This is a genomic window from Roseofilum acuticapitatum BLCC-M154, assembly GCF_030068475.1.
GTDB lineage: Bacteria > Cyanobacteriota > Cyanobacteriia > Cyanobacteriales > Desertifilaceae > Roseofilum > Roseofilum acuticapitatum.
Genome location: NZ_JAQOSP010000081.1, coordinates 24073 through 48184, shown reverse-complemented (window position 1 = coordinate 48184; position 24112 = coordinate 24073). Strand labels below are relative to the sequence as shown.

The window sequence follows — 24112 nt, the reverse complement described above, 5'->3', positions numbered from 1 at the left end:
CCGCTTCGCGGACATGAATAAGCGAACTTGATATTATTCCCATTCAATGGTTCCGGGGGGTTTAGAGGTAATGTCATACACCACCCGATTGACCCCTTTGACTTCATTGACAATGCGGTTAGAAATGGCTTCTAACAAATCGTAGGAAACTCTAGACCAATCGGCGGTCATGCCATCTTCACTGGTGATAAAACGCAAGACTACGGGGTGAGCATAGGTGCGCTGGTCTCCCATGACTCCGACACTGCGAATGGGTAAAAGGACGGCAAAGGCTTGCCAAAAGTCATGGTAAATACCTCGGTTGCGAATTTCATCGCGGACAATGAAATCAGCATCTCGGAGAATATTGAGTTTCTCAGAGGTGACTTCCCCTAAAATGCGAATGGCTAAACCGGGGCCGGGAAAGGGATGACGTTGAACAATTTCTTCGGGTAAACCGATGGAGCGTCCAAGTTTACGGACTTCATCTTTGAAGAGTTTTCGCAGGGGTTCAATGAGTTTAAATTGGAGGTCTTTGGGTAATCCGCCGACATTGTGATGGCTTTTGATTTTTACGGCCACCCGTTCGCCGGTTTTGGGGTCTACGTTGGTATCGGCCGATTCAATTACATCGGGGTAGAGGGTTCCCTGAGCGAGATAATCAAAGGGGCCGAGGCGTTTGGATTCTTCTTCAAAGACGCGGATAAATTCATGGCCGATGCGTTTGCGCTTGACTTCGGGATCGGTTACGCCTTCAATGGCTTTGAGGAAGCGATCGCGGGCTTCGATATATTCCACATTAATATGGAACTGCCCCTCAAAAAGTTTGAGCAAGGATTCGGGTTCCCCTTTTCGCATGAATCCTTGGTCGATGAACATGCAAGTGAGTTGATCGCCGATCGCCTTATGGAGTAAAAAGGCTAGGGTAGACGAATCCACGCCTCCAGAGAGGGCCAGTAATACCCGTTGTTGTCCCACTTTAGCGCGAATTTCCCGAATGGACTCTTCTACAAAGGCTTCCGTTGTCCAAGTAGGTTCGGCATCACAGATATGATAGACAAAGTTGCGAATTAGGGCGATACCGCCAATGGAGTGAACCACTTCCGGGTGAAATTGCACGCCATAGAGTTTCCGTTCGTGATTGGCGATCGCCGCACAGCGCGTATTATTGGTATGGGCAAGAATTTCAAAACCTTCTGGCAGTTTCAAACAGGAATCCGCATGACTCATCCACATGGTGTTACCCGTATCCACATTGGTGAATAAATCTGTGGGATCGTCAATAAACAGGGCCGCTTTTCCATATTCACCCCGTTCTGCTTTTTCCACCTTACCGCCCAATTGTTGCACCATTAATTGCATCCCATAGCAAACCCCTAAAATGGGGATGCCCATGTGGAAAATTTGGGGATCGCACTGGGGCGCTCTGGGATCGTAAACTGAATTGGGGCCACCGGAAAGAATGATTCCTTTCGGATTAATCTTTTCAATTTGCTCTACAGGGGTTCGATAGGATAGAACTTCTGAATAAACTTGGGTTTCTCGAATTCGACGGGCAATCAGTTCAGAGTATTGGGAACCGAAATCGAGGATAATGATCATTTGGCGATCGAGTCCGCGAACGGGGGTCGTTGGAAGAGTAGTTTCGGTTTGCACAGTCATAAGAAGGGGTCGATGCGATGAATAGAAGACTTGTAGGTTTTCGTAGTCCGAACTGAAGGCAAGTGCCCGCTCGTCGTAGGGGTGAATAACATTTGATCTTATTAGGGTATCACAGGATCGCCCATCTAATAGTTAGATTTTCACACTTTGGAGAATAATCTGGCGATCGCCATCAAAGAGAACGGAGTGAACCGTTACCTGTTGCTGGGTTTGCTTGGTGATATAAGCTTGCGATCGGCGATTGATTTGGGTCACGATTTCACTATAAACTCGCTCGACCCAGTTTTCTCCTGACTCCTTTTGCCACTGACGCAGTTTTTCTAAGCCTTCTTGTACGGTGTTAGCGCTGAACAACTCGGTTAACTTGTCCCCTGATAAGCCCACCTTAGCGGCATAAGCAGTTAAAATTTCTAGACGACCATCGGCTAAATCGTGGTGTGTATGGAAAATGCCTCCCGCTAACTTAATCAGTTTGCCATGATAGCCCCATAAGACAATTTCTTTGATCTGTTGCGCTCCTGCTTCTGCTAACATGGGCCCGAGCCAATTGGCGGTTTTGACGATTTGTTGGGGATCGATGCCTTTTTGTTGGGCTAAGGCTAACCCATTTTCACCTAAGCAGAAGAACAGGCGATCGTAGTGCTGGGCTTTTTCCTGTAAAATTTGCCGAAATTGGCTTAACTGTTCGGGGGAACTTAAGGGTTGAGAAATGCCCGTGGTTCCCAATAAAGATAGGCCTTCCACAATGCCAAAAGCTTCTAGAGAAGTCCGTTTGGCTAAAGACCTCCCTTCCGGAAGCACTAAGGTAATGCGAATGTTTTGATCGGGGGATAATTGCGGGTGTAGATTGTGATGGAGTACCTTCTGAGCGTAGCGATAAATGGCGGCTTTTCCTTCATTTTCGGACTGTTTGCCAATGCCTTCTCCCCCTACAATTTCGATCTGATCTTCAGAGTCTGTTCTGGGGACAGTTTCCACTAATGCCCAAATGGGAGTATAGCGCGTCAAATCCAGATTATCACCGGGATCGCTATGGGTGATTCCCAAGGCCATTCCAGGGCGAATTATGGAGACTTGGGCGATCGCCACCTGGACAATTTGGGCGGGATCGATTAAATCTAGGGATACGCTCTCGATCTGCTCTTCCCCATTTAAGCATTTCAGGGCGGCTACGGCGGAAGCGGCCGCAAACACGGGTAGGGTATATCCAGGACGCGGTGAACTCAAATCGCTATGTTGTTGATAAGGATTGAAATTGATTTACGGTGTTGATCGGTTTATTAAATCCCCGTAATAAATAAGAACTCGGATTAGGTGCAGCTTCAAGGTTAAATAGCTGTCCGAGTGTTGAAATCTTACTCTCACAAGGATTACAGAGAACGGAGAGAGAGGGATTTGAACCCTCGGAAGGTATTAATACCTTCAACAGATTAGCAATCTGCCGCTTTCGACCACTCAGCCACCTCTCCAAGGTAAGCATTAGCAATCATAACAAACTTCGTTGAGAAGAGCAAGAGCATGGAGGCTTTTTTTCAATCAAATCCCCGCTCCTGCAAATGGCGCTTCCAGTCCCAATGGTGGAGGAAAAAGTTTTTGGTTTGTTCATATCCTAAACAATAAAGCTTGACTTTTTTGGCAGAACTGAGGCCGAACTCAGTGGTGGTGACTTCAGCATCAGTGACATCAATGTTAATGACGCGGCCTTGGTCACCGTGGCGTTGATGGTAGCGGTCTCTAGCATTGGCCATTGCCCTAAGAGAAGCGGTAAATAGATCGAGAGCATTGTTAATTTGGGGTGGGTCGAGGGTTTGATCGATTAAGCGAAATCCAAAGGTTGGCCATTTAGGGGGGTTGAGGGGATCGCCCGCAGGACGGTCGTAAATCCACAGAGGGAAGTTACTGAGTAAACCGCCATCGAGAATATGGGCATCTCCAAGTTGTTCGGGTTTGAAGAAGAGGGGAATACTGGAGGATAGGCGAACGGCTTCAGCAATGCTAAACTGCCGATAATCAGTGAGATTATGCTGTTTTAGCATGGCTTCACGACTTTCTTTTTGTTTTGGCGTGAGGCGATCGAGGTTGGGGTTGAGGTCGTCGGGTAGGACGAGCATTTCCGAGTGGGTGATATTGGAGACAACGACCTTTAGCTCCCGTTGAGGATCGGGAATTTTAATGTCGGCAAAGGTTTTAATCCCTCTGGGTTCAATGGTTTTGGCGATCCAGTCCCGGAAGGGATCGGAGGAATATTGACCGAGTTGTTGGGTTAAGAGTAAGGAAATAATCATCCATAAGGGTGCTTGCAGGTCATTACTGGGATCGCCGTTGAAAATGAAGGGGCTGGTTTTTTTCGATAGGATGCGATCGTAGTTGATGGTGCTGAGAATGGCTTCGAGTTCATGGATGGGAAAATTAGCGGCTAAGAGGGCTGCGGTTAGGGAACCGGCGGAGGTTCCGGCGAGTTTTTTCCAGTGAATGTGTAGATCTTCACAACATCGCAAGGCTCCGAGCAGGGCAACACCCCGTACTCCTCCCCCTTCAAAGATGGCATCGGCGCAGTAATGACCGTCTATGGGTTCGGGAAAACGACTCCAAATGGATTGTTTTTCTTCTGGGGTGAGTCGGAGATTTTGATCTTCGAGAAGTTGGGGATTGATGTTAATAAATTCCATGTTCAGCTTCGGAGATCGGGGTTTGAGAGGGTGCTGTAAGAATTGTAGAGTACGATCGCCAATTCTCTCTACATAGGATAGTGTACTGGGTTAAACTCAGCCAGAGGGCGAAACCTCTCATAATATCGGGTTCACTGGACTGGAGTTTAATAGGGGTTAACTTCGGCGTAGTCGGGTAAGGTTGTATCGATGGGTTTACCGTTACGCAATACAATCCGGTCATGTTGGGAGCGGGCTAAAAGTTCGGTAAAGTGCCGTCCTTTGAAGAGTATTAAGTTAGCAGGTAAACCGACGGCGATCGCCACAGGATACGGTAATTTCATGATTTTACCGGGAATTGTGGTCACGGCTTGGGGCCAGTTGCCATAAGGAATATCTAAATGGGCAATTCGTACCGATTGATTAAAGACTTCTAGCACGTCATGATCGCCAAAGGCAAAGAAGGGATCGCGACAATTATCGGAGGCAAACATGACGGGAATGCCCATAGTTTGCATTTCCTGAACTAAGGTTACCCCACGATGGGTGGGGGTTTTGCCTGGTTGTCGGTCTTGTAGGTACAGGTTACACAAGGGTAAGCTGACAAGGGCAATGTTAGCGGCTTTTACTGCATCTAGGGTTTGTGTAACGATTTCTGGAGTTTGTACCGATAAACTGCAACAATGACCGCAGGTAATTGTCCCTTGAAATTGATAGTCCAGCGCTGTTCGTGCTACGTGATAAAGGGTACGCGCTTCTACATTTAGATTTTCATCGGTATGGAAATCTAGATCTAAATTGCGCTCTTTTGCCATAGAAAATACAGAATCAAGTTGGCGCGAAAAATTAGGATTCATGAGGGGCATTCCGCCTAAAATACCGCCGATTTCTGCGAGGCGATCGGCTAACTGTTGTCCTTCTGGAGTACATAATTGTTCTAAGGTGCTTAAGCTCACGGCTTGCAAGTCAATTTTCCCTTGCCATTCTTGGCGCAGAGTTTGGAAGACTTCCCAAGTGACTTCCATTTCTGCGCCCCTAAAGTCTAGATGGGTGCGGAGGGCTTGAGTACCGTGGGCATAACTACACTTGAGGGCAAAATTCATACGGCGATAGAGATCTTCGGCAGTCCAGTAAAGATGGCTATCTTGGACGGAAGCGGCGATCGCCCCCTCAAATGTACCATTAGGATTAGGGCTACGATCCCAAATATGTCCCTTATCCAGATGGGTATGGATATCCACAAAAGCCGGCCAAACTTGACCTCCTTTGAGATCGTAAACCTCATTTGAATCACTCACAAGGCGGTTACCACTGGCGCAAATCCCCGTAATCATGCCATCTTCAATCTGGAGATCCACCTGCACTAATTTTTCCGAGTCCGGTTTGGCTGTGGGGGGGCAATGTTTCGGGAGAAACAGAGACAGAGGAACATGGGCATTATAGAGCCAATAGCGGTCTTGCTCTAAGAGGGTGCGAGGAGTCATGGAGGATAGGATGCAAAGTATTTATCCTAATTTACTACCTTTCTTTCCTGGGTGACGGACAAGCCAATAAATGTGTATATTGACTTGAAAAACCCTATTAACGATCGCTCTCTCCTTTCAACTCATTCAATCTCATTCACTATGGTTAGTCCATCACCATCCCAAACCGATCCCACCTGGCTCAGTATCATTAAACTCTTACGCTGGCATAAACCCGCCGGTCGCTTTATTCTCATGATTCCCGCCCTATGGGCTGTATTCCTGGCTGCCCAAGGGACTCCCCCCTTGCCCCTAGTGGGTGTGATTATTGTCGGAACATTCGTCACCAGTGCTGCTGGATGTGTGATTAATGACCTGTGGGATCGCAATATTGACCCGGAAGTGGAACGCACCCAAACCCGTCCCCTAGCGTCTCGCGCTCTCTCAGTTCAGGTGGGAGTGGCGATCGCCATTTTAGCCCTATTTTGTGCTGCCCTCCTAGCCCTCTATCTCAACCGGTTTAGTTTCCTGCTCTGCGTTGCTGCTGTTCCCGTCATCGTCCTGTATCCCACTGCCAAACGAGTCTTTCCCGTGCCCCAACTGGTTCTCTCCATTGCCTGGGGCTTTGCCGTCCTCATCTGCTGGAGCGCCATTACCGCCAACCTAGAACCCGCCACCTGGGTACTCTGGGGGGCAGTTGTCCTCTGGACTCTCGGTTTTGATACCGTCTATGCCCTGCCCGATCGCCAAGATGACCAACGCATCGGAGTCAACTCCAGCGCCCTATTTTTCGGCGATAACACTCCGATCGCCGTGGGAGTCTTTTTTGCCGGAACTGCCCTTTTATTAGCCCTAGAGAGCCAAATAATGGCGCTCCATTGGACATTTTGGTTAGGGTGGAGCCTGGCGGTGATTTTTTGGGCGAAACAGGTTTACGATCTCCTACAACCGGAGGTTTCCCCCAGTCTCTACGGGCAAATTTTTGGTCAAAATGTAATCATTGGCTTCATGCTCTTAGCTGCCATGATTTCCGGCACACTGTTGGGATAGCACTGGTGTGTCCCTCTTTCGCTATGATGATGGCTTGCTGTTCTATTATCCTTACCCATTGTGTCCTTATCTTTGAGTCTTGAAACCCAAGCTGCTCTTAAGTATCTGCAAGTGTTTAGTCTGCAACCGGAGTCTGTGGATCTGAGTGTACCAGAGCAACGGGAGCAACTGCGATCGCACTTAATCCATGTTGCGAGTTTAGCCGATCATCATAATTTCGGGGTGTGTGCCGATGAGGGGACGCAAGGGTTTACCGCTCTTGCCCATTATTTGAGCGCTTTGGGCTATCCGGTTCCCTTTAATCTGGTGCAACTTCCGGCGATCGATGAACCGGTTTATATTAAGTTTAATGGCCAAACCTTAGCCCATTATCACGATAGCTATACAGGAGACTATCGAGGGGTTTTAATTTCTTGTTTATCTTCTGACTACGATCAACTCAATGGAACCTTTGGTTATTTCCCCTTAAATCTCTTTGACGATCAACCCATCTCTGCTAAGTCTTAACGCCTAGTGTAGTGCCATGAGAAACCCGGTAGCCTGTTTGGGAACAAACTACCGGGAAGGGTCAACAGATTCATAAAATTTAAGCGTTTCTCTCAAAAGGTTTCCAACAAGATTAGAATTCCATCCACTCGGACAAGGCTTCACCGTTAAAGGGTTGTACGCCAACACTGGGATATTGATCGTGATTGGGACTGAAGATTTCGCCGATGGCATCAAACATATACATCACGAGATCGTTTATGGCAGAAAACATATTCATAACTGTCTCCTTTCTTGAATTGAAATTATTGGATTTATTCCTGATGTCTTGATTATAGCAATTCTCTGACAAGTGGGATCGCTACGCTACTATTCTTTATATTCTGTTGCGTTTAGTAATAATGAGTGGGGAGTGGGGGATGGGGGGATGGGGGGATGGGGAGATGAAAACCCCCCACCCGCAAAAATCCACTACAATAGCGATCGACCCCCATTGTTCATTGTTCATTGTTCATTGTTCATTGTTAATTGATACCGTGTTTCGCAAATTCTGGGCATTTTGGTTAACTCTCGCCGTGGTCGTCACTCCCCAAGCGACCATTGCCCAAACGATTGACGAGTTATGGAAACAGGGCAACGCAGCCCAGAGTGCTGGCAACTATGCCCAAGCCGAATTAATTTGGCTCAGAGTCATCCGAGAAGACCCAGATAATTCAGGCGCTCACATCAACCTGGGCAATGCCCTCAGAAACCAAGGGAAACTCACCGAGGCAGTGCAGTCCTATCGCCGCGCCCTTCAACTTGACCCCGAATTTGCCGGCGCTCACAACAACCTGGGCAATGCCCTCAGAGACCAAGGGAAACTGACGGAGGCAGAGCAGTCCTATCGCCGCGCTCTTCAACTTGACCCCGAATTTGCCGGCGCTCACAACAACCTGGGCCTTGCCCTCAGACAGCAAGGGAAACTCCCGGAGGCAGTGCAGTCCTATCGCCGCGCCCTCAGTTTACCCGATGAAAAAGCCACACCAGCCAGCGCCCATACCCTCGCTCACAATGCTCTCGGCTATGCCCTGCAACAACAAGGCGACCTGCAAGGGGCCATTGCCGAATACAAAAAATCCCTTCAAATTGACCCCAACTTTGTCGCTGCCCAAAACAACCTCCAGGAAGCCGAGCGCCTCCTGGCCCAACAGCGCACCCCACCCCCACCCAGCGACCTGGCCTATGTTCCCAGCCCAGAAGACGAACCCCTGGTCTATGAAATGCGCTCCACGGTTCGCATCATTACCGAAAACAGCCAGGGTAAAGACTATGGCACGGGTTGGATCTTCAAGCGCGAAGGGGATACCCTCTGGATTATGACCAACCGCCATGTCATTCAACACGGCAACCGTCCCAGCGAAACCATTCAAGTGGAGTTTTTCAGCACCCTAGACTATAACCAACGTACCCCCTACCCAGCGACGTTGGAACACATTACCCGTCCTGGAGACCCCCTCGACCTAGCGGTGATTAAAGTGGAAGGCATCCGAGAAGACGACGACACCATCCGCCCCCTGAAATTCCATTCCGGTGCTATTCCGCGCACCCAACCGGTGACGATTATCGGTCATCCCTATAATCTGAGCGACCACTGGAATGTGGTCATCGGCAACGTCACCAATGTTAACTTCAACAGCCATAAGATGACCCTAGACGCAAACCTCGCCTCTGGCAATTCTGGCGGCCCCATTCTCAACTCGGAAACCAAGGAAGTCATCGGTATTGTCATCCAACTGATTACCACTGAAGGTATCGACACCGACCCCAATATCGCCACACCAGACATCCCCGAAAATCCTATCGCGACGCGGGGTTTCGGTTTCGGCCACCCCATTGATTCGGTGGTTGAACAGTTGCGGCGCTGGGGGGTGATGAATTAAAAATTAACAATGAACAATGAACAATTAACAATGGATTCGTAGGGGCGGGTTCACCAATCCTTTTCAAAACCTACCAATAACCTTTGTAAACCCGCCCAACCGGACATCAAGGGGTGGGGGCGGGTTTAGTTCATTGATGGCTTGGTGTTCTAGATTTGGGTATAACCCGCCCCTACAGGACGATCGATTAACAGCGAAACCCGCCCAACTGGTCTACACTAATTCATTATTCATTGCTCATGATTATGGTTGTTGCCTCTCAACTGTCTCTCGAAGCCTTTCTCAACCTCCCAGAAACCCAACCCGCACAAGAATATAGTAATGGCCAAATCTCTTCTAAACCCATGCCTAAAGGACGACATAGCCGGTTGCAAACGGGTTTAGCTACGGCACTCAATCAGGTGGCAGAACCGGAAAAGATTGCCCTGGCATTTACTGAACTGCGCTGTACATTTGCCGGTCGTTCTCTGGTTCCTGATATTAGCGTCTTTTCCTGGCAACGCATCCCCTTAAACCCAGAAGGAGAAGTTACCGATACCTTTACTGCTGCCCCCAATTGGGCGATTGAAATTCTCTCCCCTGAGCAAAGTTCTATGCAAGTGATTGAAAAGATTCTCTTTTGTCTCAATAACGGTACAGAGTTAGGCTGGTTAATTGATCCAGAGGTACGTTCTGTGATGAGCTTCAAGCCTCAACAACAACCCCAAGTTCACCAAGGGGAAGCTATTCTCCCCACCTTGAGCATTTTACCGGGGTTTCGCCTCTCCTGCGATGGTTTATTTGGTTATTTAACATTATCCTAAATCTGAAAATGAGAAAACAATCAGGATTCGTAGGGGCGGGTTCACCAATCATTTTCAAAACCCACCGATAACCTTTGTAAACCCGCCCAACACGACATCGAGACAATTCTATCCGGTGGGTTTAATGGTGGGGTGGGGGCGGGTTGAGAGAATTGATTTGTGGGTATCCTATATTTGGGTATAACCCGCCCCTACAGGATAATGTTTCTTATAATAGAATCAGTCTTGAGTGAGGCTTGAATCATGTTGATGTCCGCTTGCAGAAATACCAAAATTTTCCTAACGCTCCTATCTCTCGCGGTTACCCTCAGCGCTACACCGGCTTTGGCTTGTCCCACGGGTAACCGTAATAGTCTAGCCTATATGGATAGGGGCGATCGCTGCGAAGGCTTAGTCAATCACGACATTAGCGCCAGCATTCGCTTAGTATCCTTTACCACGGGCGCACCTGCGGCATATCCCAACCCCCTCACCCTCCGCATTCCCGGCATTAACCAACAGCCCCAATTTATCATGCAATCGTTCGATCGCGGTTACCTGCTCGACAACCTCAACCGCTTCTTGCCTATCCGCAATGGTATGGAATATAACTTAGATACCCAGCCCATTTTACAACGAGCTAGAGTTGCTCCCGATAGTCTGCGAGCCACTGCATATCTGACCCAAAAGAGCGAAACTATCTACTATCCCGTTATTCTCGACCCCTCTTCTCAACGCTACGAATTCACCCTATTTGTCGGCAATGCACGTACCACTTTCCCCACTGTACAAATTCGCAAAGACGGTAGAATTTACCATAATATTTCCCAAAAAATTCCCAAAACTGGACAAGTCCCCTTTACTTGGACATTTGGTAATGCTCCTGCGGGACGCTACGAACTCTATATAGTGATGGAACAACAAAAACCAGGACAACCTAAAGAAACGGATACCCGAATTATTCTATTTTATCATAATCCAGCCTGGTTTTAGCGCCTAATTTGAACATAACTCCTAGATGAAATCTTCCAACCGAAACCACCCCAAACAGAACGCCTCAAAATCTGACCGAGATCGCCCTATTTGGTCTCACCTTATCGATGGGCTTGCCTGGATTCTGTCGGTATTGATATATTTACCCATAGTCGGCTTTTTCAAAATCATTCTGATCCTCGCTGAAGTCTCCCCCATTCCCTTCAAACGCTTGACAAGTAAAAAAGATAAAATCGCTGCATTTATCCTATGTTCCGTATCTTTTATTATCTTGCTGACCCACTTTTTTATTCCCGGAACCCAAAACTTTGAAGCCACCTTACTCATCAGTCATATTCAATTCACGACTCCGGAACCCAACTCCCGCTTCTTGCTGCAAAATATCGACGATCTAACCTCTTTAAGTTTACAAACCTCCTCAGAAACTCTAACCTTAAGGGGAACTTTTACCAGTCCAGAAAATCCTCAAATCAACTCAATTTTAAGCCAAAAAACAGAACTCTCGTTTACCTTTTCTGAAGCCAACAGTCACCTGTTACTCTATCCTTCAACTGCTCAAGGTTTAGCGATCGATCGGCTGGCTTTAAATTCAACCACTCAAGTCAATCTCAGTTATCGTTCCTATCCTCCGGAAACTCAACTGAATCTGGGGTTGAACTTTCCTACCAATGAGTCCCCCCAAAAACCGGCTATTCTACAACTCAAACTCAATCCAGAACTCTTTATTTTAGTCCTTGAAAATATCAAAATAGAGGGATTAGAAGCCCCCATCACCGAACTTCAATTTACTCCTAATGCGCCCCTCAATCCTGAATTAGCCCTGTTTTCTTCAACCCAGTTATCGCTAAATTTTAGGGAAAACATGCAGACAGAACCGGAATGGATTGGGAGAAATTTACCGGTAACTGATGTGAGCTTAAAATGGATCGATCGCGTGGGAGATTCTCGCAATGATTTCCCTCACTCTTCTATTCTGAAAGGGGAAGTCCGTATGAATGATAAAACTCTAACGATACAGGACAATCAATTTTTAACCACAGCAGATGCTCAGGATATTGAGAAATTGCGCTATTTTGACCTCAATTGTGATCCTGTAGGGCTGCAAGTTAGGTTAGCGGGGAAAAGCAAGAAGTTGACTGTAGGACTCGATCCAGATTATCCCGTACAAACCTTAAACTCCAGTTGGCTCAGTCGTTATCTGAGTCCCGATCAAATTACGGCTGCCCTATCATTTGCTGCGGCAGTCATTGGGTTTTTATTGCCCTATTTGTTTGTCACGCTTCCGGAGAATGACCCCAAAGTTCCCCCCAATCCCTGAGTAAAGGTGGTTTTTATAAAAATAGGTTGACACAATTATGGTTTAATCTACTATAATAGGAAGGGAAGCAGCCTTAAAGGAGGCGATCGCCAAAATGCAACACTCCTTACTCACCCTCAACCTCGCAGACAACAGCCTACTCACCGATCTCTATCAGCTCACCATGAACGCCTGTTACATCGGCGAAGGCATAGCAGAACACCGCGCCAGCTTTGAACTGTTCACCCGCCGTTTACCTCCAGGTTTCGGTTACCTGATCGCCATGGGAGTGCAACCGGCGCTGGAGTATCTGCAAAACCTGCAATTTACGCCCGATCAGATTCAAGCACTCCGAGCAACGGGTATTTTTGACCATGCCCCTGCCGAGTTTTGGACAAAATTAGCCCAGTTTCGCTTTACTGGCGATGTTTGGGCTGTACCCGAAGGAACCGCTATTTTTGCCAATCAACCCCTCTTGAGAATTGAAGCTCCCCTCTGGCAAGCTCAACTGGTGGAAACCTATTTACTCAATACCTTAAATTATCAAACCCTCATCGCCACCAAAGCCGCCCGAATGCGGGATATGGCGGGTGAGGATGCCTCGATCCTGGAATTTGGCACAAGACGGGCTTTTAGTCCCCAGGGGGCACTCTGGGCAGCACGAGCGGCGATCGCCGGGGGAATGGATGCCACATCCAATGTATTAGCCGCCCTAAAATTGGGTCGCAACCCCGCAGGAACCATGGCTCATTCTCTCGTAATGGCGATCGCCGCCTGCGAAGGTGCAGAAGATGCCGCCTTTCAAGCCTTTTACCGCTATTTTCCCGGCGCTCCTTTGTTAATTGACACCTACGACAGCTTGGCAGCAGCCGAACGGTTAGCCGAGCAAACAAAAGCGGGAACCCTAGACGTTGCCGGTATTCGCCTAGACTCCGGAGATCTGGTTACTCTATCCCAGAACATCCGCCAAATCTTGCCCCAAGCGCCCATTTTTGTCAGTGGAGACATTGACGAATACGAAATGCAACGCTTAAATCAAGCCGGTGCTTGTATTGATGGCTATGGAATTGGCACAAAATTGGTCACCGGTTCCCCAGTGAACGGAGTCTATAAACTGGTGGAAATTGCAGACAAACCAGTGATGAAGCGCTCCACCAATAAAGTCAGCTATCCTGGACGCAAACAAATCTTTCGGCGACTCCATGAGGGAGAATGTATCGGCGATCGCCTCGGTTTAATCCATGAACCCCCCGAACCCGAAGAAACCCCCCTCTTGCAACCCCTGCTCAAAGCCGGAGAATTCGTCACTCTTCCCGATACCCTCGATCTGATCCAAGAGCGTACCCGCACCTCTGTCCTCAGTCTTCCCCCCTCCTGTCGCCAATTAGAAGATCCCGTTCCTGTACCCATGGAAATTTCCCCTAAACTACAACAATTGATCGGGGAGATGGGGGGATAGTGAGATAGGGAGATGGGGAGCCGTCCCCGCCTCTCTACAACTGATTTGACGAACCCCAACCCCCAAGTATCCACTACAATAGCGATCGACCTCCATTCTTAAATTGTTACTTGAATCGTGTTTCGCAAGTTCTGGGTATTTTGGTTCACTCTGGCCGTGGTTGTGACTCCCCAAGCCACGGTTGCACAGACCATTGACGAGTTATCGAAACAGGGCAACGCAGCCCAAAGGGCCGGGAATTATGCCCAAGCTGAATTAATTTGGCTCAGAGTCCTTCGAGAACAACCGGACAATGCGATCGCTTACTACAACCTGGGCATTGCCCTCAAAAACCAAGGAAAACTGATGGAAGCGGTGGAGTCCTATCGCCGGGCACTGGAACTCAATCCCCAATATGCGATCGCTTACAACAACCTGGGCATTGTCCTCTACGACCAAGGGAAACTGATGGAGGCGGTAGAGTCCTATCGCCAGGCACTTGAACTCAACCCCCAATTGGCCATTGCTTACCTCAACCTGGGCAATGTCCTCAGAGACCAAGGGAAACTGATGGAAGCGGTGCAGTCCTATAACCGCGCTATTGAACTGAACCCCGAAGATGCGATCGATGCGATCGCTTACAACAACCTGGGCAATGCCCTCTACTACCAAAACAAACTGATGGAGGCGGTAGAGTCCTATCGCCAGGCACTGGAACTCAATCCCCAATATGCGACTGCTTACCTCAACCTGGGTAATGTCCTCAGAGACCAAAACAAACTCACGGAGGCGGTGGAGTCCTATCGTCGGGCACTTGAACTCAATCCCCAGTTTGCCACTGCTTACTACAACCTGGGTAATGTCCTCAGAGACCAAAACAAACTGATGGAAGCAGTGGAGTCCTATCGCCGGGCACTTGAACTCAATCCCCAATATGCCACTGCTTATTACAACCTGGGTAATGTCCTCAGAGACCAAAACAAACTGACGGAAGCGGTGGAGTCCTATCGCCGGGCACTTGAACTCAATCCCCAATATGCCACTGCTTACTACAACCTGGGCATTGCTCTCAGAGACCAAAACAAACTGACCGAGGCGGTGGAGTCCTATCGCCGCGCCATTGAACTCAACCCGCAATTTGCCTCTCCTCACATCGGTTTAGGCAGTATTTTTATAGAGCAAAAGGAATTCACAGAGGCAGAGCAGGCTTATCGCCGCGCCCTCAGTTTACCCGATCAAAACGCAATACCAGCGAGTGTCCATACCCTGGCTCACAATAATCTCGGCTATATCCTACAACAACAAGGTGACCTGCAAGCCGCCATTACCGAATACAACCAAGCCATTCAACTTGACCCGAACTTTGCCACCGCCCGCAATAACCTCCGGGAAGCCGAGCGTCTACTCGAACAACAGAAAACTCCTCCTCCTACCAGCGACCTAGCCCATGTTCCCAGTTCAGAAGACGAACCCCTGGTCTATGAACTGCGCTCCACTGTCCACATTATTATTCCTGAAAGCACTGACCCACAGGCTCTGGGTGCAGATTATGGGGCAGGTTGGATATTCAAGCGAGAAGGAGATACCATCTGGATTATCACGAACCGCCATGTCCTCCAACCCTTTGGTGCAAACCGTCCCAGCGACACCATTGAAGTCCAGTTGTTCAGCAGCTTAGACTATAACCAACGTCCCCGCTACAGTGCCACCCTGGAACATATTACCGACCCCGACGATCTCCTCGACCTAGCCATCCTTAAAGTTGAAGGCATCCGAGAAGACGACGACACCATCCGCCCCCTGAAATTCTATTCGGGTTACATTCCCCGCGCCCAAGAAGTGGTGATTATTGGTCATCCCAAGCAACTGAATGTTGATAGGGACTGGGATGTTGTTCAAGGAATCATCAGCAGTGCAGATTCTACTGGACTCAACCTAGATGCACGGCTGAACAACGGTAACTCTGGCGGCCCTATTCTCCACGCTGAAACTAAGGAAGTTATCGGCATTGTCGCCTTCATTCCTAACCAACCAGTGACCTTATCAACCACCGGCTTACTCGGCTACGGTCACAGTATCGACCAAGTTGTTAACCAACTGCGGCGCTGGCGGATGATGGATTAAAAATGAATAATTAATAATGGGTTTGTAGATAGGAGGTATACAAATGTTGCGTAAGTCTTTAGGAGTTGTAGCTGGTGCAGCTTGGTTGACGGTTTTAGGAGCTGTTGTCAGTCAACCCAGTTACGCTCAATCAGTTCAGTTTCAGTGCGTCATAGATCGTGGTTTACCGACAACCATTGCCACGAATACACAGACAGGTAACAGTATTGCTGTGATTCGCTGGCTCTCCGAGTATTTGACCGCTTCTGGGTATGATTCGATGAGGCACTGCCAAGAAGTCTCAAGGCGATTTCAATCCGCTCGTGATAGTGGACGACTCGACTATCTTACAACAGGTATTGTCAATGGTTTACCTGTAGTGTGTGCAACGACAGCGGGAGGACGTTGCGATAGCTCCAATGTTTTATTTACCCTTAAACCGGGTCAGAATGCAGCAGATAGATTACAAAGACTCTTTGATGTTCGCGACTTAGGTTCAGGCCCTCTGTATGAAAGTGGAGGTCGTCCTTATATTGATGTGTCCAAACTATTAGCGCCTTTAGACGATCCGACTAACTCAGAAATGGTGACCCCCAATGTGGAAGGAGAAGCGCAACCGATAACACAACCTGCCTCTGAACCTGTCTCCTCTCCCCAGCCTGCTCGCCAAGCCCCAAGCGTTCCCATCGAACCCTAGAGGAGTCGAGCCAACGTTGGCGGCCCCTTTTTCTAAGTTTCAGCGATCATATTTGGAGTCTAGTTTTTCTTGAACAATAGATTTATAATCAGTAGAAAGGTTGGGTTCTGCACTGATGCAACCGATCAACTCAGATTCTTTGAGAATGTCTAAGGTACTCAATTGATGATTTGGGGAGAAGTCTGAGTTTATTGCTCGTTTTTCTGGTGTTGAATAGCGCTTTTTTAATAAATCAATAAAATCCAAGAGTAAGCTTTGCGCTTCTTCAGGTAATTCATTAATGTCTGTTTGGATTTGTTCGATATCAACCATTATCTTTTCCTCAATACAAATTTTAACGTACTTCAGATTCCAAGAAATCAGTGTTAATTAGGGTCAATCTAGCCCGAAAATAGCCCCGATTTAGTAGAATGCGTTCATCAATAATCTCAGTTATAGTAATGATTGGACTGCCAGATAATTTGCCCTTAATATCAGAAATATATTGCTCTAAATTCATCGCTGTTAAGACTGTTGTGCTAGATTTAACATTTCATGATAAGTATTCCATTCAAAAAAATCACTAGAATCTTGAAGTTCTCCGGCTTGAAACTGACGATAAAAAATATCCGAAGACATTTTGTATTTATCTTCAAATTCTTTTACCTTATCTTCTAAATCTTTAATTTGTTTGGCTAGAGAATATTGGCGAATTTCACGTTCTAGATATTGCCGCTCTTCATCGGAGAGCGAAGTAATAATTTGCACTAAGGACTGAAGTAGTTTTTGATTCATAGGATACCTCATCGGTTGAGTCCTATCGCCGGGCACTTGAACTCAATGCTTCTTGATGACAATAAACAAATTCTGATTCATGGGATATGATCGAGCAGTTCTCAGATGTTAATGTAGCGATCGCAAACCTATGCAAGCAATCCTATTAAGCAGTGAAGAAGTTGCCAAACGCGCCTACCAAATCTATGAAGGTGAAATTCGCAAAAAGGTTGAAACCGAGGAAAATATTGGCAAAATGGTCATCATCAATATTGAGACCGGTGACTATGACCTGGATGAAACCGGACTACAAGCCGCTAAAAACCTTCAGGCAAAGTCCCCATACGCAAGACTATTTGGCATCCGCATCGGCTATAATGTAGCGGCTTCTTTCGGCGGTGTGATGGAGCGGGTAGGCAATGATTTCCGGTATGGTGACTGACAGACATGCGATCGTTTCATTGACCTTTCTGTTGGCCAATGGTGCAACTTTCCCGATCGATTTTGTCATCGATACAGGCTTTACAGATCACCTTTGTCTCCCGCCAGAGGCAGTAAATTTGCTCAGACTTCCGTTTTTGTACAATTTGCCTGCAAACCTGGCAGACAACAGTTCAGTTGTTTTGCCTGTCCATCAAGCGACAATCTTTTGGGATAGAGCAGAACGAGATGTTCGTGTGTTTGCGACAGGGCGACGACCATTGATTGGAACTGCACTGCTTGATGAGCAAGAATTAGTCATTCAGTTTACGGAGGGTGGATTGGTGACAATCGATGAGCTGTAGGGGCTTTCCGGCCGGAAAGCCCCTACAAGCCAACAACTAAAAATTGTGACTTTGGCATTTAGCAATCATGAGTGGGGGGATGAGCATATTGGTGCTAAAAACTATAAATGAGTGGAGTTAGGAGGCAAATAAGGGGTTTGATTTTGGTTTTCAGGCTATTTTAAGGTCATTTCATAAAAAACAGGTTGACAGTATTATGGTTTATTGCACTATAATCAGAGGAGGAGTAACCTGAGAAGGAGGATGGCGAACGATCCATTCCCCATTCCCCATTCCCTATTCCCCATTACCTTTTACCCATGAACACTGTTGCCCTTTTTGGAACTAGCGCCGATCCGCCCACCCACGGACATCGAGCCATTCTCGAATGGTTGAGCCAATATTATGATTATGTGGCGGTTTGGGCTTCCAATAACCCGTTCAAAGACCATCAAACCCCCCTCGATCATCGTCTGGCGATGCTGGAGTTGTTGATCGAAGACCTCAAAGAGGGCTATGACAATATTGGCTTGTATCCCCAATTGGGTTATTCGCGATCGCTAGAATCCGTCCATGTCGCCCGCCAACTATGGCCTGAAACCCAGTTTATCCTAGTTGTTGGCTCCGATCTAATTGCCCAAATGCCCAAGTGGTATCAAATCAAAACCTTATTGCAGCAAGTCGAAGTTCTCATTGTAGAGCGATCGGGGTATGCGATCGCCTCGGAGCAAGTGCAAGCGCTCACCGAATTGGGAGGAAAAGTGGCGATCGCCGATTTTGATGTGCCACCTGTGTCCTCAACAGCGTATCGTGAAAGAAAGGAGACCCAAGTTATTACGCCTCCCATCCAGGATTACATCCATCGGGAGCAGTTGTATCATGCCAGAGAGCCATTCCAAACCAACTCACAAAGAGCCGTTAGCTGATTTTAAGGTGGGCGTAGATAACGTCATCTTTTCCGTTGATAGCGCCCTCAACCGACTCCTCGTCCTCTTGGTGATGCGCCATGAAGACCCCTATCTCAATCAATGGAGTTTACCCGGAACCCTTGTCCGTCGCTCCGAATCCCTCGAACAAGCCGCCTATCGCATTCTCTCAGAGAAAATTCGCGCCCAAAATCTCTATCTAGAGCAACTCTATACCTTTGGCGACCCAGGACGCGACCCCAGGGAAGCTCCCGATCAATATGGAGTCCGATATCTTTCCGTCAGTTACTTTGCCCTCGTGCGTTTTGATGAAGCTCAACTGATTGCCGATGGAGTCAGTGGCATTGCTTGGTATCCCATTCATCAAGTGCCAGACCTAGCATTTGATCATAATCAGATCCTAGAATATGGCTACAGACGTTTACGCAACAAATTGGAATATAGTCCCGTGGCCTTCGATGTCCTACCGGAGATGTTCACCCTCAACGACTTGTATCAGCTCTACACTACGGTGTTAGGGGAAAATTTTTCAGACTATTCTAACTTCCGCGCTCGCTTGCTGAAGTTAGGATTCCTATACGATACAGGGGTGAAAGCCTCACGGGGAGCAGGGAGACCAGCCAGCCTTTATCGATTTGATGCACAAGCGTTCGATTTACTGAAAGATAAACCTATGGTGTTTATTTGATGAGTGCGATCGCATGACTAAAATCTACGATAACCCCGGACAAGTCCATCAAGCCGAACGGATTGAAGTTACAATTCGTTACCAGTTTAATGAAAAGGAATATCTTTGGCAAGTGCTGAAATCGGGTCGAGCCTTAATGCAAGGCAAAGCTCTCGATGAATCAGGCGATCGCCTCTTATTCCTTGGAGAAGCCGTTTTACAGATGATTGCGGCTGACTGCTGCTATGAACGACCCAAAGCCTGGATTGAATTTCTAGAGCCGAAAACCCTGGGAAAATTAGCCGATCAGTTAGAAGTCACCGATTGGATACAAATTCGAGTCGATCATCCCGAACGCTGGGGCGATGAACGATTGATCCATTTAGGACAATTCCTCAAATTGCTCACCGGTATGATTTACCTCGATTGTAATTTTTATCAGGTGCGCGATTGGTTTTTGGGGCAAGTGATTGGTATTGATAATCCCCTCATTCCCCCAGATTACCCCGGCAGTGCCGAACCCTATCGCGATTTTGTTCATTTGGGGACATCAGCCTTAAATTTAATTGCCAGCGATTATTTATATGCTCGATTTCCTGGAGTGCCCAAAGATGTATTATGTCATATTCGAGAAGGGTGCAAGGAAAAAATGCTAGATCTGGGAAAAATTGATGAAAAATCCTTGGGAAAAAATTATGTAAAAGGTAAATTTGTTTTTGTGAGAAATAAGTTAATTTCCTTGATTCAGAAAGCTGAAAAATAACTAGCTTTCTTAAATTAAATCCTATTTTCTTGTCTTCATAAAATGGTGACAACCAGAGCTTTTTTGTACCTATTCACTCTATTACCCATTCCCTATTCCCCATTCCCTAAACTATGAAAATTGCTATCGCTCAACTCAATCCCACAATTGGCGATCTAGAAAATAATGCCCAAATGATCCTGAAGTCGGCAGAAATTGCGGCTGCTCAGGGCGCTCTAGTGTTGCTGACTCCGGAATTATCTCTGTGTGGTTATCCTCCCCGTGACTTGTTAAATTATCCCGTGTTTATCGATAAAATGGGTCATTTAATTGAAGAATTGGCTCAGAAAATACCCAATGATTTAATTGTTTGTGTGGGCACAGTCACTCGCAATTCAAGAGCAAGCAAACAGGGCGGAAAAGAGTTATTCAATAGTGTGGTGGCGCTCTATCAAGGGGATATTTTAGCGGAGTTTCATAAACGCTTGCTGCCTACCTATGATGTGTTTGATGAAGACCGGTATTTTGAACCCGGTCACGAAAGTCAAGTTTTGGCCCTACATACGGAGGGCGTGGATCTAAGAATTGGGGTAACAATTTGTGAGGATTTATGGAATGATGAACAGTTTTGGGGTAAACGCTCTTATGCGATTAATCCTTTGGCGGATTTAATGGATAAAAATGTAGATTTAGTGGTTAATTTATCGGCTTCTCCCTATAGCTTAAATAAACCGGCTTTGAGAACTTCAATGTTAAGCTATAGCGCCAGTCGTTACCAAGTGCCGATTATTTATGTGAATCAGGTGGGGGGAAATGATGATTTGATTTTTGATGGTCATAGTTTGGCCGTGAATCAGACGGGTAAAGTTGTGACTCAGTTAGAAGGATTTGAGTCTGATTTTCAGGTGCTGACGTTTGATTCCCAAGAGCATGATTTAATCGGTGATGCTCCAGAAGTTTCTGAGAATGAAAATTTAGAGATTTGGTCGGCTTTGGTGTTAGGGGTTCGAGACTATGCTCGCAAGTGTGGCTTTAGTAAAATTGTGTTGGGGTTAAGTGGGGGAATTGATTCGGCTTTGGTGGCGGCGATCGCCGCAGAAGCGATCGCCCCCTCCCAAGTTCTCGGTGTCCTCATGCCTTCTCCCTATAGCTCCGAACACTCCATTACAGATGCTCTGCAAGTGGCACAAAATCTCGGCATTCAAACCCAAACCCTTGCCATTGGCGAGTTAATGAGCGGCTTCGATCGCACTCTAGACCCCCTATTTGCGGGGACAGAACCCGGTGTGGCGGAGGAAAATATTCAATCTCGGATTCGCGGAAATCTGCTCATGGCGATCGCCAATAAATTCGGTCATCTGCTCCTGTCTACCGGCAATAAATCGGAGATGGCAGTCGGATATTGCACGCTCTACGGAGACATGGACGGCGGTTTAGCGGCGATCGCCGATGTCCCCAAAACCCGCGTGTATAGCCTCTGTCGTTGGCTAAATCAGCGTTCTGGAAAAGAAATCATTCCCGAAAATATCCTGGTTAAACCCCCCAGCGCCGAACTCAAACCCGATCAATGCGATCAAGACTCTCTCCCCGATTATGATACCCTCGATGATATTCTTCATCGCCTCATCCACGATCACCAATCCCCAGAAATCATAGCGGCTGCCGGACACGATCCAGCCATCATCAATAAAATTTTACACCTCGTCAAACGAGCAGAATTTAAGCGTCGCCAAGCTCCTCCCGGCTTAAAAATCACCTCCAGAGCCTTCGGCACAGGCTGGCGAATGCCCATCGCCGCCAAAGGTATCCCCAGTTTATAATCTTCCTTATATCAAGTCCGGATAAAGGGTGAAGAAGCGGGCAAGATGCCCGCACTCCTCTAATCCCTTGATATGACTGGAGTGGGAGCATCTTGCTCCCTGGATTTTTTAATCATGGTATTTCCGCTTCGCGGACATGAATAAGCGAACTTGATATAAAGGGTGAAGAAGCGGGCCAGATGCCCGCACTCCTCGAATTCTTTGATATGACTGGAGTGGGAGCCTCTCGCTCCCTGGATTTTTTAGTTTTTCGGCGCTCTTGTTCAATACCTTGTTGTAAAACCGTTTTTCTCGCCTGTTCCAGTAATTCTCGGTATAAAGGTGATGCTTCTAGTACCGACATATCCCACCTCAGAATTTGTTTAACTAGATTGGTGTCCAATACAAAATTAGCAAAAAAACCGAGCAACGTCTCGAAGTCTTGCAACTGTATAATTAATAAATAACTTAAACACCGGCAGGGGATCTAAAGATCGGGCGATCGCCAGTTCCCTTACCGGTGCTTAAAGAAAAAAGATACTATTCTCGATTTAGAATAATCCCAAGGTCAGAGATTTATCGATAGGGAAAGCCGCTCCAACACCTAGCCACAGGGTAACCAGGGTTCCAAACAGGAACACCGCAGTCGCTACGGGACGGCGGAAAGGATTTTGGAACTTGTTCACGCTTTCGATAAAAGGAACTAGGATTAAGCCCAGGGGAACAGAAGCCATCATCACAACCCCCAACAGTTTGTTGGGAACTGTTCTCAGGATTTGGAATACGGGATAGAAGTACCACTCTGGCAAAATTTCCAGGGGAGTAGCGAAGGGATCGGCAGGTTCGCCGATGAAGGCCGGATCGAGTACCGCTAAGGCAACGATACAGCCGAGAGTTCCCACAATTACAACGGGGAAGGTATACAGCAGGTCATTGGGCCAAGCGGGTTCACCATAGTAATTATGGCCCATGCCTTGGGCGAGTTTTTCCCGGAGTTTGGGATCGGATAAGGCGGGTGGCTTTTGAATGGACATGGTTCAACCAATGAGTAAATAGGACGATTATATCGAGGTCAAGGGGTTTTAGGGTTGATATAGGAGTTCCGTTTGATTTGTGCTGCTTTGCCCTCTCCCTAAATCCCTCTCCCACGGGAGAGGGACTTTTTCCCCTTCTCCTGCGGGAGAAGGGGTTAGGGGATGAGGGGAAACTATTCACCATTCATTTCTCAGGATCGCTATAGTTCTCCCCATTCCCTAGCGCGAAGCGCTTTACAAGGGGCCAGAGATCCCTTGTTTACGAATCATTAAGAAGTGAGCCAACATGAAGACGGCGATCGACCAAGGAAGGACGAAAATATGAAGGCTATAGAACCGGGTTAGGGTGGCTTGGCCTACACTTTCACCGCCTCGCATCAGTTCTACTACCAGGTCTCCAACCACAGGAACAGCAGCAGGAACACCACTTACAATTTTAACGGCCCAATATCCCACCTGATCCCAAGGTAGAGAATAGCCGGTAACTCCGAAGGTTACGGTGATCACAGCTAGGACAACTCCGGTGACCCAAGTTAGCTCGCGGGGTTTTTTGAAGCCTCCGGTAAGGTAAACTCGGAAGATGTGCAAAATCATCATTAGTACCATCATACTGGCAGACCAACGGTGGATGGAGCGGATTAACCATCCAAAGCTGACTTCATTCATGATGTATTGAATGGAGCTAAAGGCTTCAGCTACCGTGGGTTTGTAGTAGAAGGTCATGGCGAATCCCGTGGCAAACTGGATGAGGAAGCACACGAGGGTAATTCCACCGAGACAGTAGAAGATATTGACGTGAGGAGGGACGTATTTACTGGTGATGTCGTCGGAGATGGCTTGGATCTCCAAACGTTCTTGAAACCATTGAAAGGTTTTTGAGTCTCTTACCTGCTTGGTAAACATGCGG

The 24112-nt window shown here is 47.5% G+C and carries 24 protein-coding genes and 1 tRNA gene; 15 read left to right on the top strand and 10 right to left on the bottom strand.

Annotated features, from left to right (window positions below):
- Window positions 1–33: 33 nt before the first annotated feature.
- The 5 genes from guaA to PMG71_RS11905 form a co-directional block, all read right to left on the bottom strand.
- Window positions 34–1641: a glutamine-hydrolyzing GMP synthase gene (gene guaA, locus PMG71_RS11925; RefSeq protein ID WP_283753910.1), complete on the bottom strand. Its 1608-nt coding sequence runs from the start codon at window positions 1639–1641 to the stop codon at window positions 34–36.
- A 132-nt stretch (window positions 1642–1773) separates the two neighbouring features.
- Window positions 1774–2868, bottom strand: a complete 1095-nt coding sequence (cbiD, locus tag PMG71_RS11920) for a cobalt-precorrin-5B (C(1))-methyltransferase CbiD (RefSeq protein ID WP_283753909.1) — start codon at window positions 2866–2868, stop codon at window positions 1774–1776.
- Window positions 2869–3021: 153 nt separating this feature from the next.
- A tRNA-Ser gene (locus PMG71_RS11915) sits at window positions 3022–3110 on the bottom strand.
- Window positions 3111–3173: 63 nt separating this feature from the next.
- Window positions 3174–4310: a patatin-like phospholipase family protein gene (locus PMG71_RS11910; protein ID WP_283753908.1), complete on the bottom strand. Its 1137-nt coding sequence runs from the start codon at window positions 4308–4310 to the stop codon at window positions 3174–3176.
- 146 nt (window positions 4311–4456) lie between these two features.
- Entirely contained in the window at window positions 4457–5773 is a 1317-nt protein-coding gene (locus PMG71_RS11905) for a cytosine deaminase (RefSeq protein ID WP_283753907.1), read from the bottom strand.
- 141 nt (window positions 5774–5914) lie between these two features.
- Between PMG71_RS11905 and PMG71_RS11900 the strand changes: the two genes are divergently transcribed.
- On the top strand, window positions 5915–6802 hold the full coding sequence (locus PMG71_RS11900; RefSeq protein WP_283753906.1) for a 4-hydroxybenzoate solanesyltransferase: 888 nt from the start codon (window positions 5915–5917) through the stop codon (window positions 6800–6802).
- 60 nt (window positions 6803–6862) lie between these two features.
- Complete coding sequence (locus PMG71_RS11895; RefSeq protein WP_283753905.1) at window positions 6863–7309, top strand: DUF1824 family protein; 447 nt, start codon at window positions 6863–6865, stop codon at window positions 7307–7309.
- Between the two features lie 112 nt (window positions 7310–7421).
- On the opposite strand, the gene PMG71_RS11890 is transcribed toward PMG71_RS11895, so the two are convergent.
- A complete protein-coding gene (locus PMG71_RS11890; protein WP_283753904.1) occupies window positions 7422–7568 on the bottom strand; it encodes a hypothetical protein in 147 nt (48 codons plus the stop codon).
- Between the two features lie 256 nt (window positions 7569–7824).
- Between PMG71_RS11890 and PMG71_RS11885 the strand changes: the two genes are divergently transcribed.
- From PMG71_RS11885 to PMG71_RS11855, 7 genes are all read left to right on the top strand, one after another.
- Window positions 7825–9210, top strand: coding sequence for a tetratricopeptide repeat protein (locus PMG71_RS11885; RefSeq protein WP_283753903.1), 1386 nt, complete (start codon window positions 7825–7827; stop codon window positions 9208–9210).
- A 245-nt stretch (window positions 9211–9455) separates the two neighbouring features.
- Entirely contained in the window at window positions 9456–10013 is a 558-nt protein-coding gene (locus tag PMG71_RS11880; protein ID WP_283753902.1) for a Uma2 family endonuclease, read from the top strand.
- A 243-nt stretch (window positions 10014–10256) separates the two neighbouring features.
- Window positions 10257–10985 (top strand): hypothetical protein, encoded by a 729-nt coding sequence (locus PMG71_RS11875; protein WP_283753901.1) that lies wholly within the window; start codon window positions 10257–10259, stop codon window positions 10983–10985.
- A 25-nt stretch (window positions 10986–11010) separates the two neighbouring features.
- Entirely contained in the window at window positions 11011–12303 is a 1293-nt protein-coding gene (locus tag PMG71_RS11870; RefSeq protein ID WP_283753900.1) for a hypothetical protein, read from the top strand.
- A gap of 94 nt (window positions 12304–12397) precedes the next feature.
- On the top strand, window positions 12398–13741 hold the full coding sequence (locus tag PMG71_RS11865; protein ID WP_283753899.1) for a nicotinate phosphoribosyltransferase: 1344 nt from the start codon (window positions 12398–12400) through the stop codon (window positions 13739–13741).
- A 117-nt stretch (window positions 13742–13858) separates the two neighbouring features.
- Entirely contained in the window at window positions 13859–15844 is a 1986-nt protein-coding gene (locus PMG71_RS11860; RefSeq protein ID WP_283753898.1) for a serine protease, read from the top strand.
- A gap of 43 nt (window positions 15845–15887) precedes the next feature.
- The gene (locus tag PMG71_RS11855) at window positions 15888–16520 is read left to right on the top strand and encodes a COP23 domain-containing protein (protein WP_283753897.1); all 633 of its coding nucleotides are present in this window, start codon (window positions 15888–15890) and stop codon (window positions 16518–16520) included.
- Window positions 16521–16559: 39 nt separating this feature from the next.
- Here PMG71_RS11855 and PMG71_RS11850 read toward each other — a convergent pair whose 3' ends face one another.
- A complete protein-coding gene (locus PMG71_RS11850) occupies window positions 16560–16832 on the bottom strand; it encodes a hypothetical protein (protein WP_283753896.1) in 273 nt (90 codons plus the stop codon).
- 192 nt (window positions 16833–17024) lie between these two features.
- The gene (locus tag PMG71_RS11845; RefSeq protein WP_283753895.1) at window positions 17025–17294 is read right to left on the bottom strand and encodes a hypothetical protein; all 270 of its coding nucleotides are present in this window, start codon (window positions 17292–17294) and stop codon (window positions 17025–17027) included.
- 130 nt (window positions 17295–17424) lie between these two features.
- On the opposite strand from PMG71_RS11845, the gene PMG71_RS11840 reads away from it, so the two are divergent.
- From PMG71_RS11840 to PMG71_RS11815, 6 genes are all read left to right on the top strand, one after another.
- Window positions 17425–17715, top strand: a complete 291-nt coding sequence (locus tag PMG71_RS11840; RefSeq protein ID WP_283753894.1) for a hypothetical protein — start codon at window positions 17425–17427, stop codon at window positions 17713–17715.
- Window positions 17693–18058 (top strand): clan AA aspartic protease, encoded by a 366-nt coding sequence (locus tag PMG71_RS11835; RefSeq protein ID WP_283753893.1) that lies wholly within the window; start codon window positions 17693–17695, stop codon window positions 18056–18058. Before PMG71_RS11840 ends, PMG71_RS11835 begins: the two co-directional genes overlap by 23 nt.
- Before the next feature lie 299 nt (window positions 18059–18357).
- Complete coding sequence (locus PMG71_RS11830) at window positions 18358–18963, top strand: nicotinate-nucleotide adenylyltransferase (RefSeq protein WP_283753892.1); 606 nt, start codon at window positions 18358–18360, stop codon at window positions 18961–18963.
- The gene (locus PMG71_RS11825) at window positions 18917–19651 is read left to right on the top strand and encodes an NUDIX hydrolase (RefSeq protein WP_283753891.1); all 735 of its coding nucleotides are present in this window, start codon (window positions 18917–18919) and stop codon (window positions 19649–19651) included. Before PMG71_RS11830 ends, PMG71_RS11825 begins: the two co-directional genes overlap by 47 nt.
- Before the next feature lie 13 nt (window positions 19652–19664).
- The gene (locus tag PMG71_RS11820; RefSeq protein ID WP_283753890.1) at window positions 19665–20393 is read left to right on the top strand and encodes a ribonuclease III domain-containing protein; all 729 of its coding nucleotides are present in this window, start codon (window positions 19665–19667) and stop codon (window positions 20391–20393) included.
- 113 nt (window positions 20394–20506) lie between these two features.
- On the top strand, window positions 20507–22192 hold the full coding sequence (locus PMG71_RS11815; protein WP_283753889.1) for an NAD+ synthase: 1686 nt from the start codon (window positions 20507–20509) through the stop codon (window positions 22190–22192).
- A 530-nt stretch (window positions 22193–22722) separates the two neighbouring features.
- Here the strand turns inward: PMG71_RS11815 and petD are convergent.
- On the bottom strand, window positions 22723–23205 hold the full coding sequence (gene petD, locus PMG71_RS11810) for a cytochrome b6-f complex subunit IV (RefSeq protein WP_283753888.1): 483 nt from the start codon (window positions 23203–23205) through the stop codon (window positions 22723–22725).
- A gap of 234 nt (window positions 23206–23439) precedes the next feature.
- On the bottom strand, window positions 23440–24108 hold the full coding sequence (gene petB / locus PMG71_RS11805) for a cytochrome b6 (RefSeq protein ID WP_283753927.1): 669 nt from the start codon (window positions 24106–24108) through the stop codon (window positions 23440–23442).
- Window positions 24109–24112 lie beyond the last annotated feature (4 nt).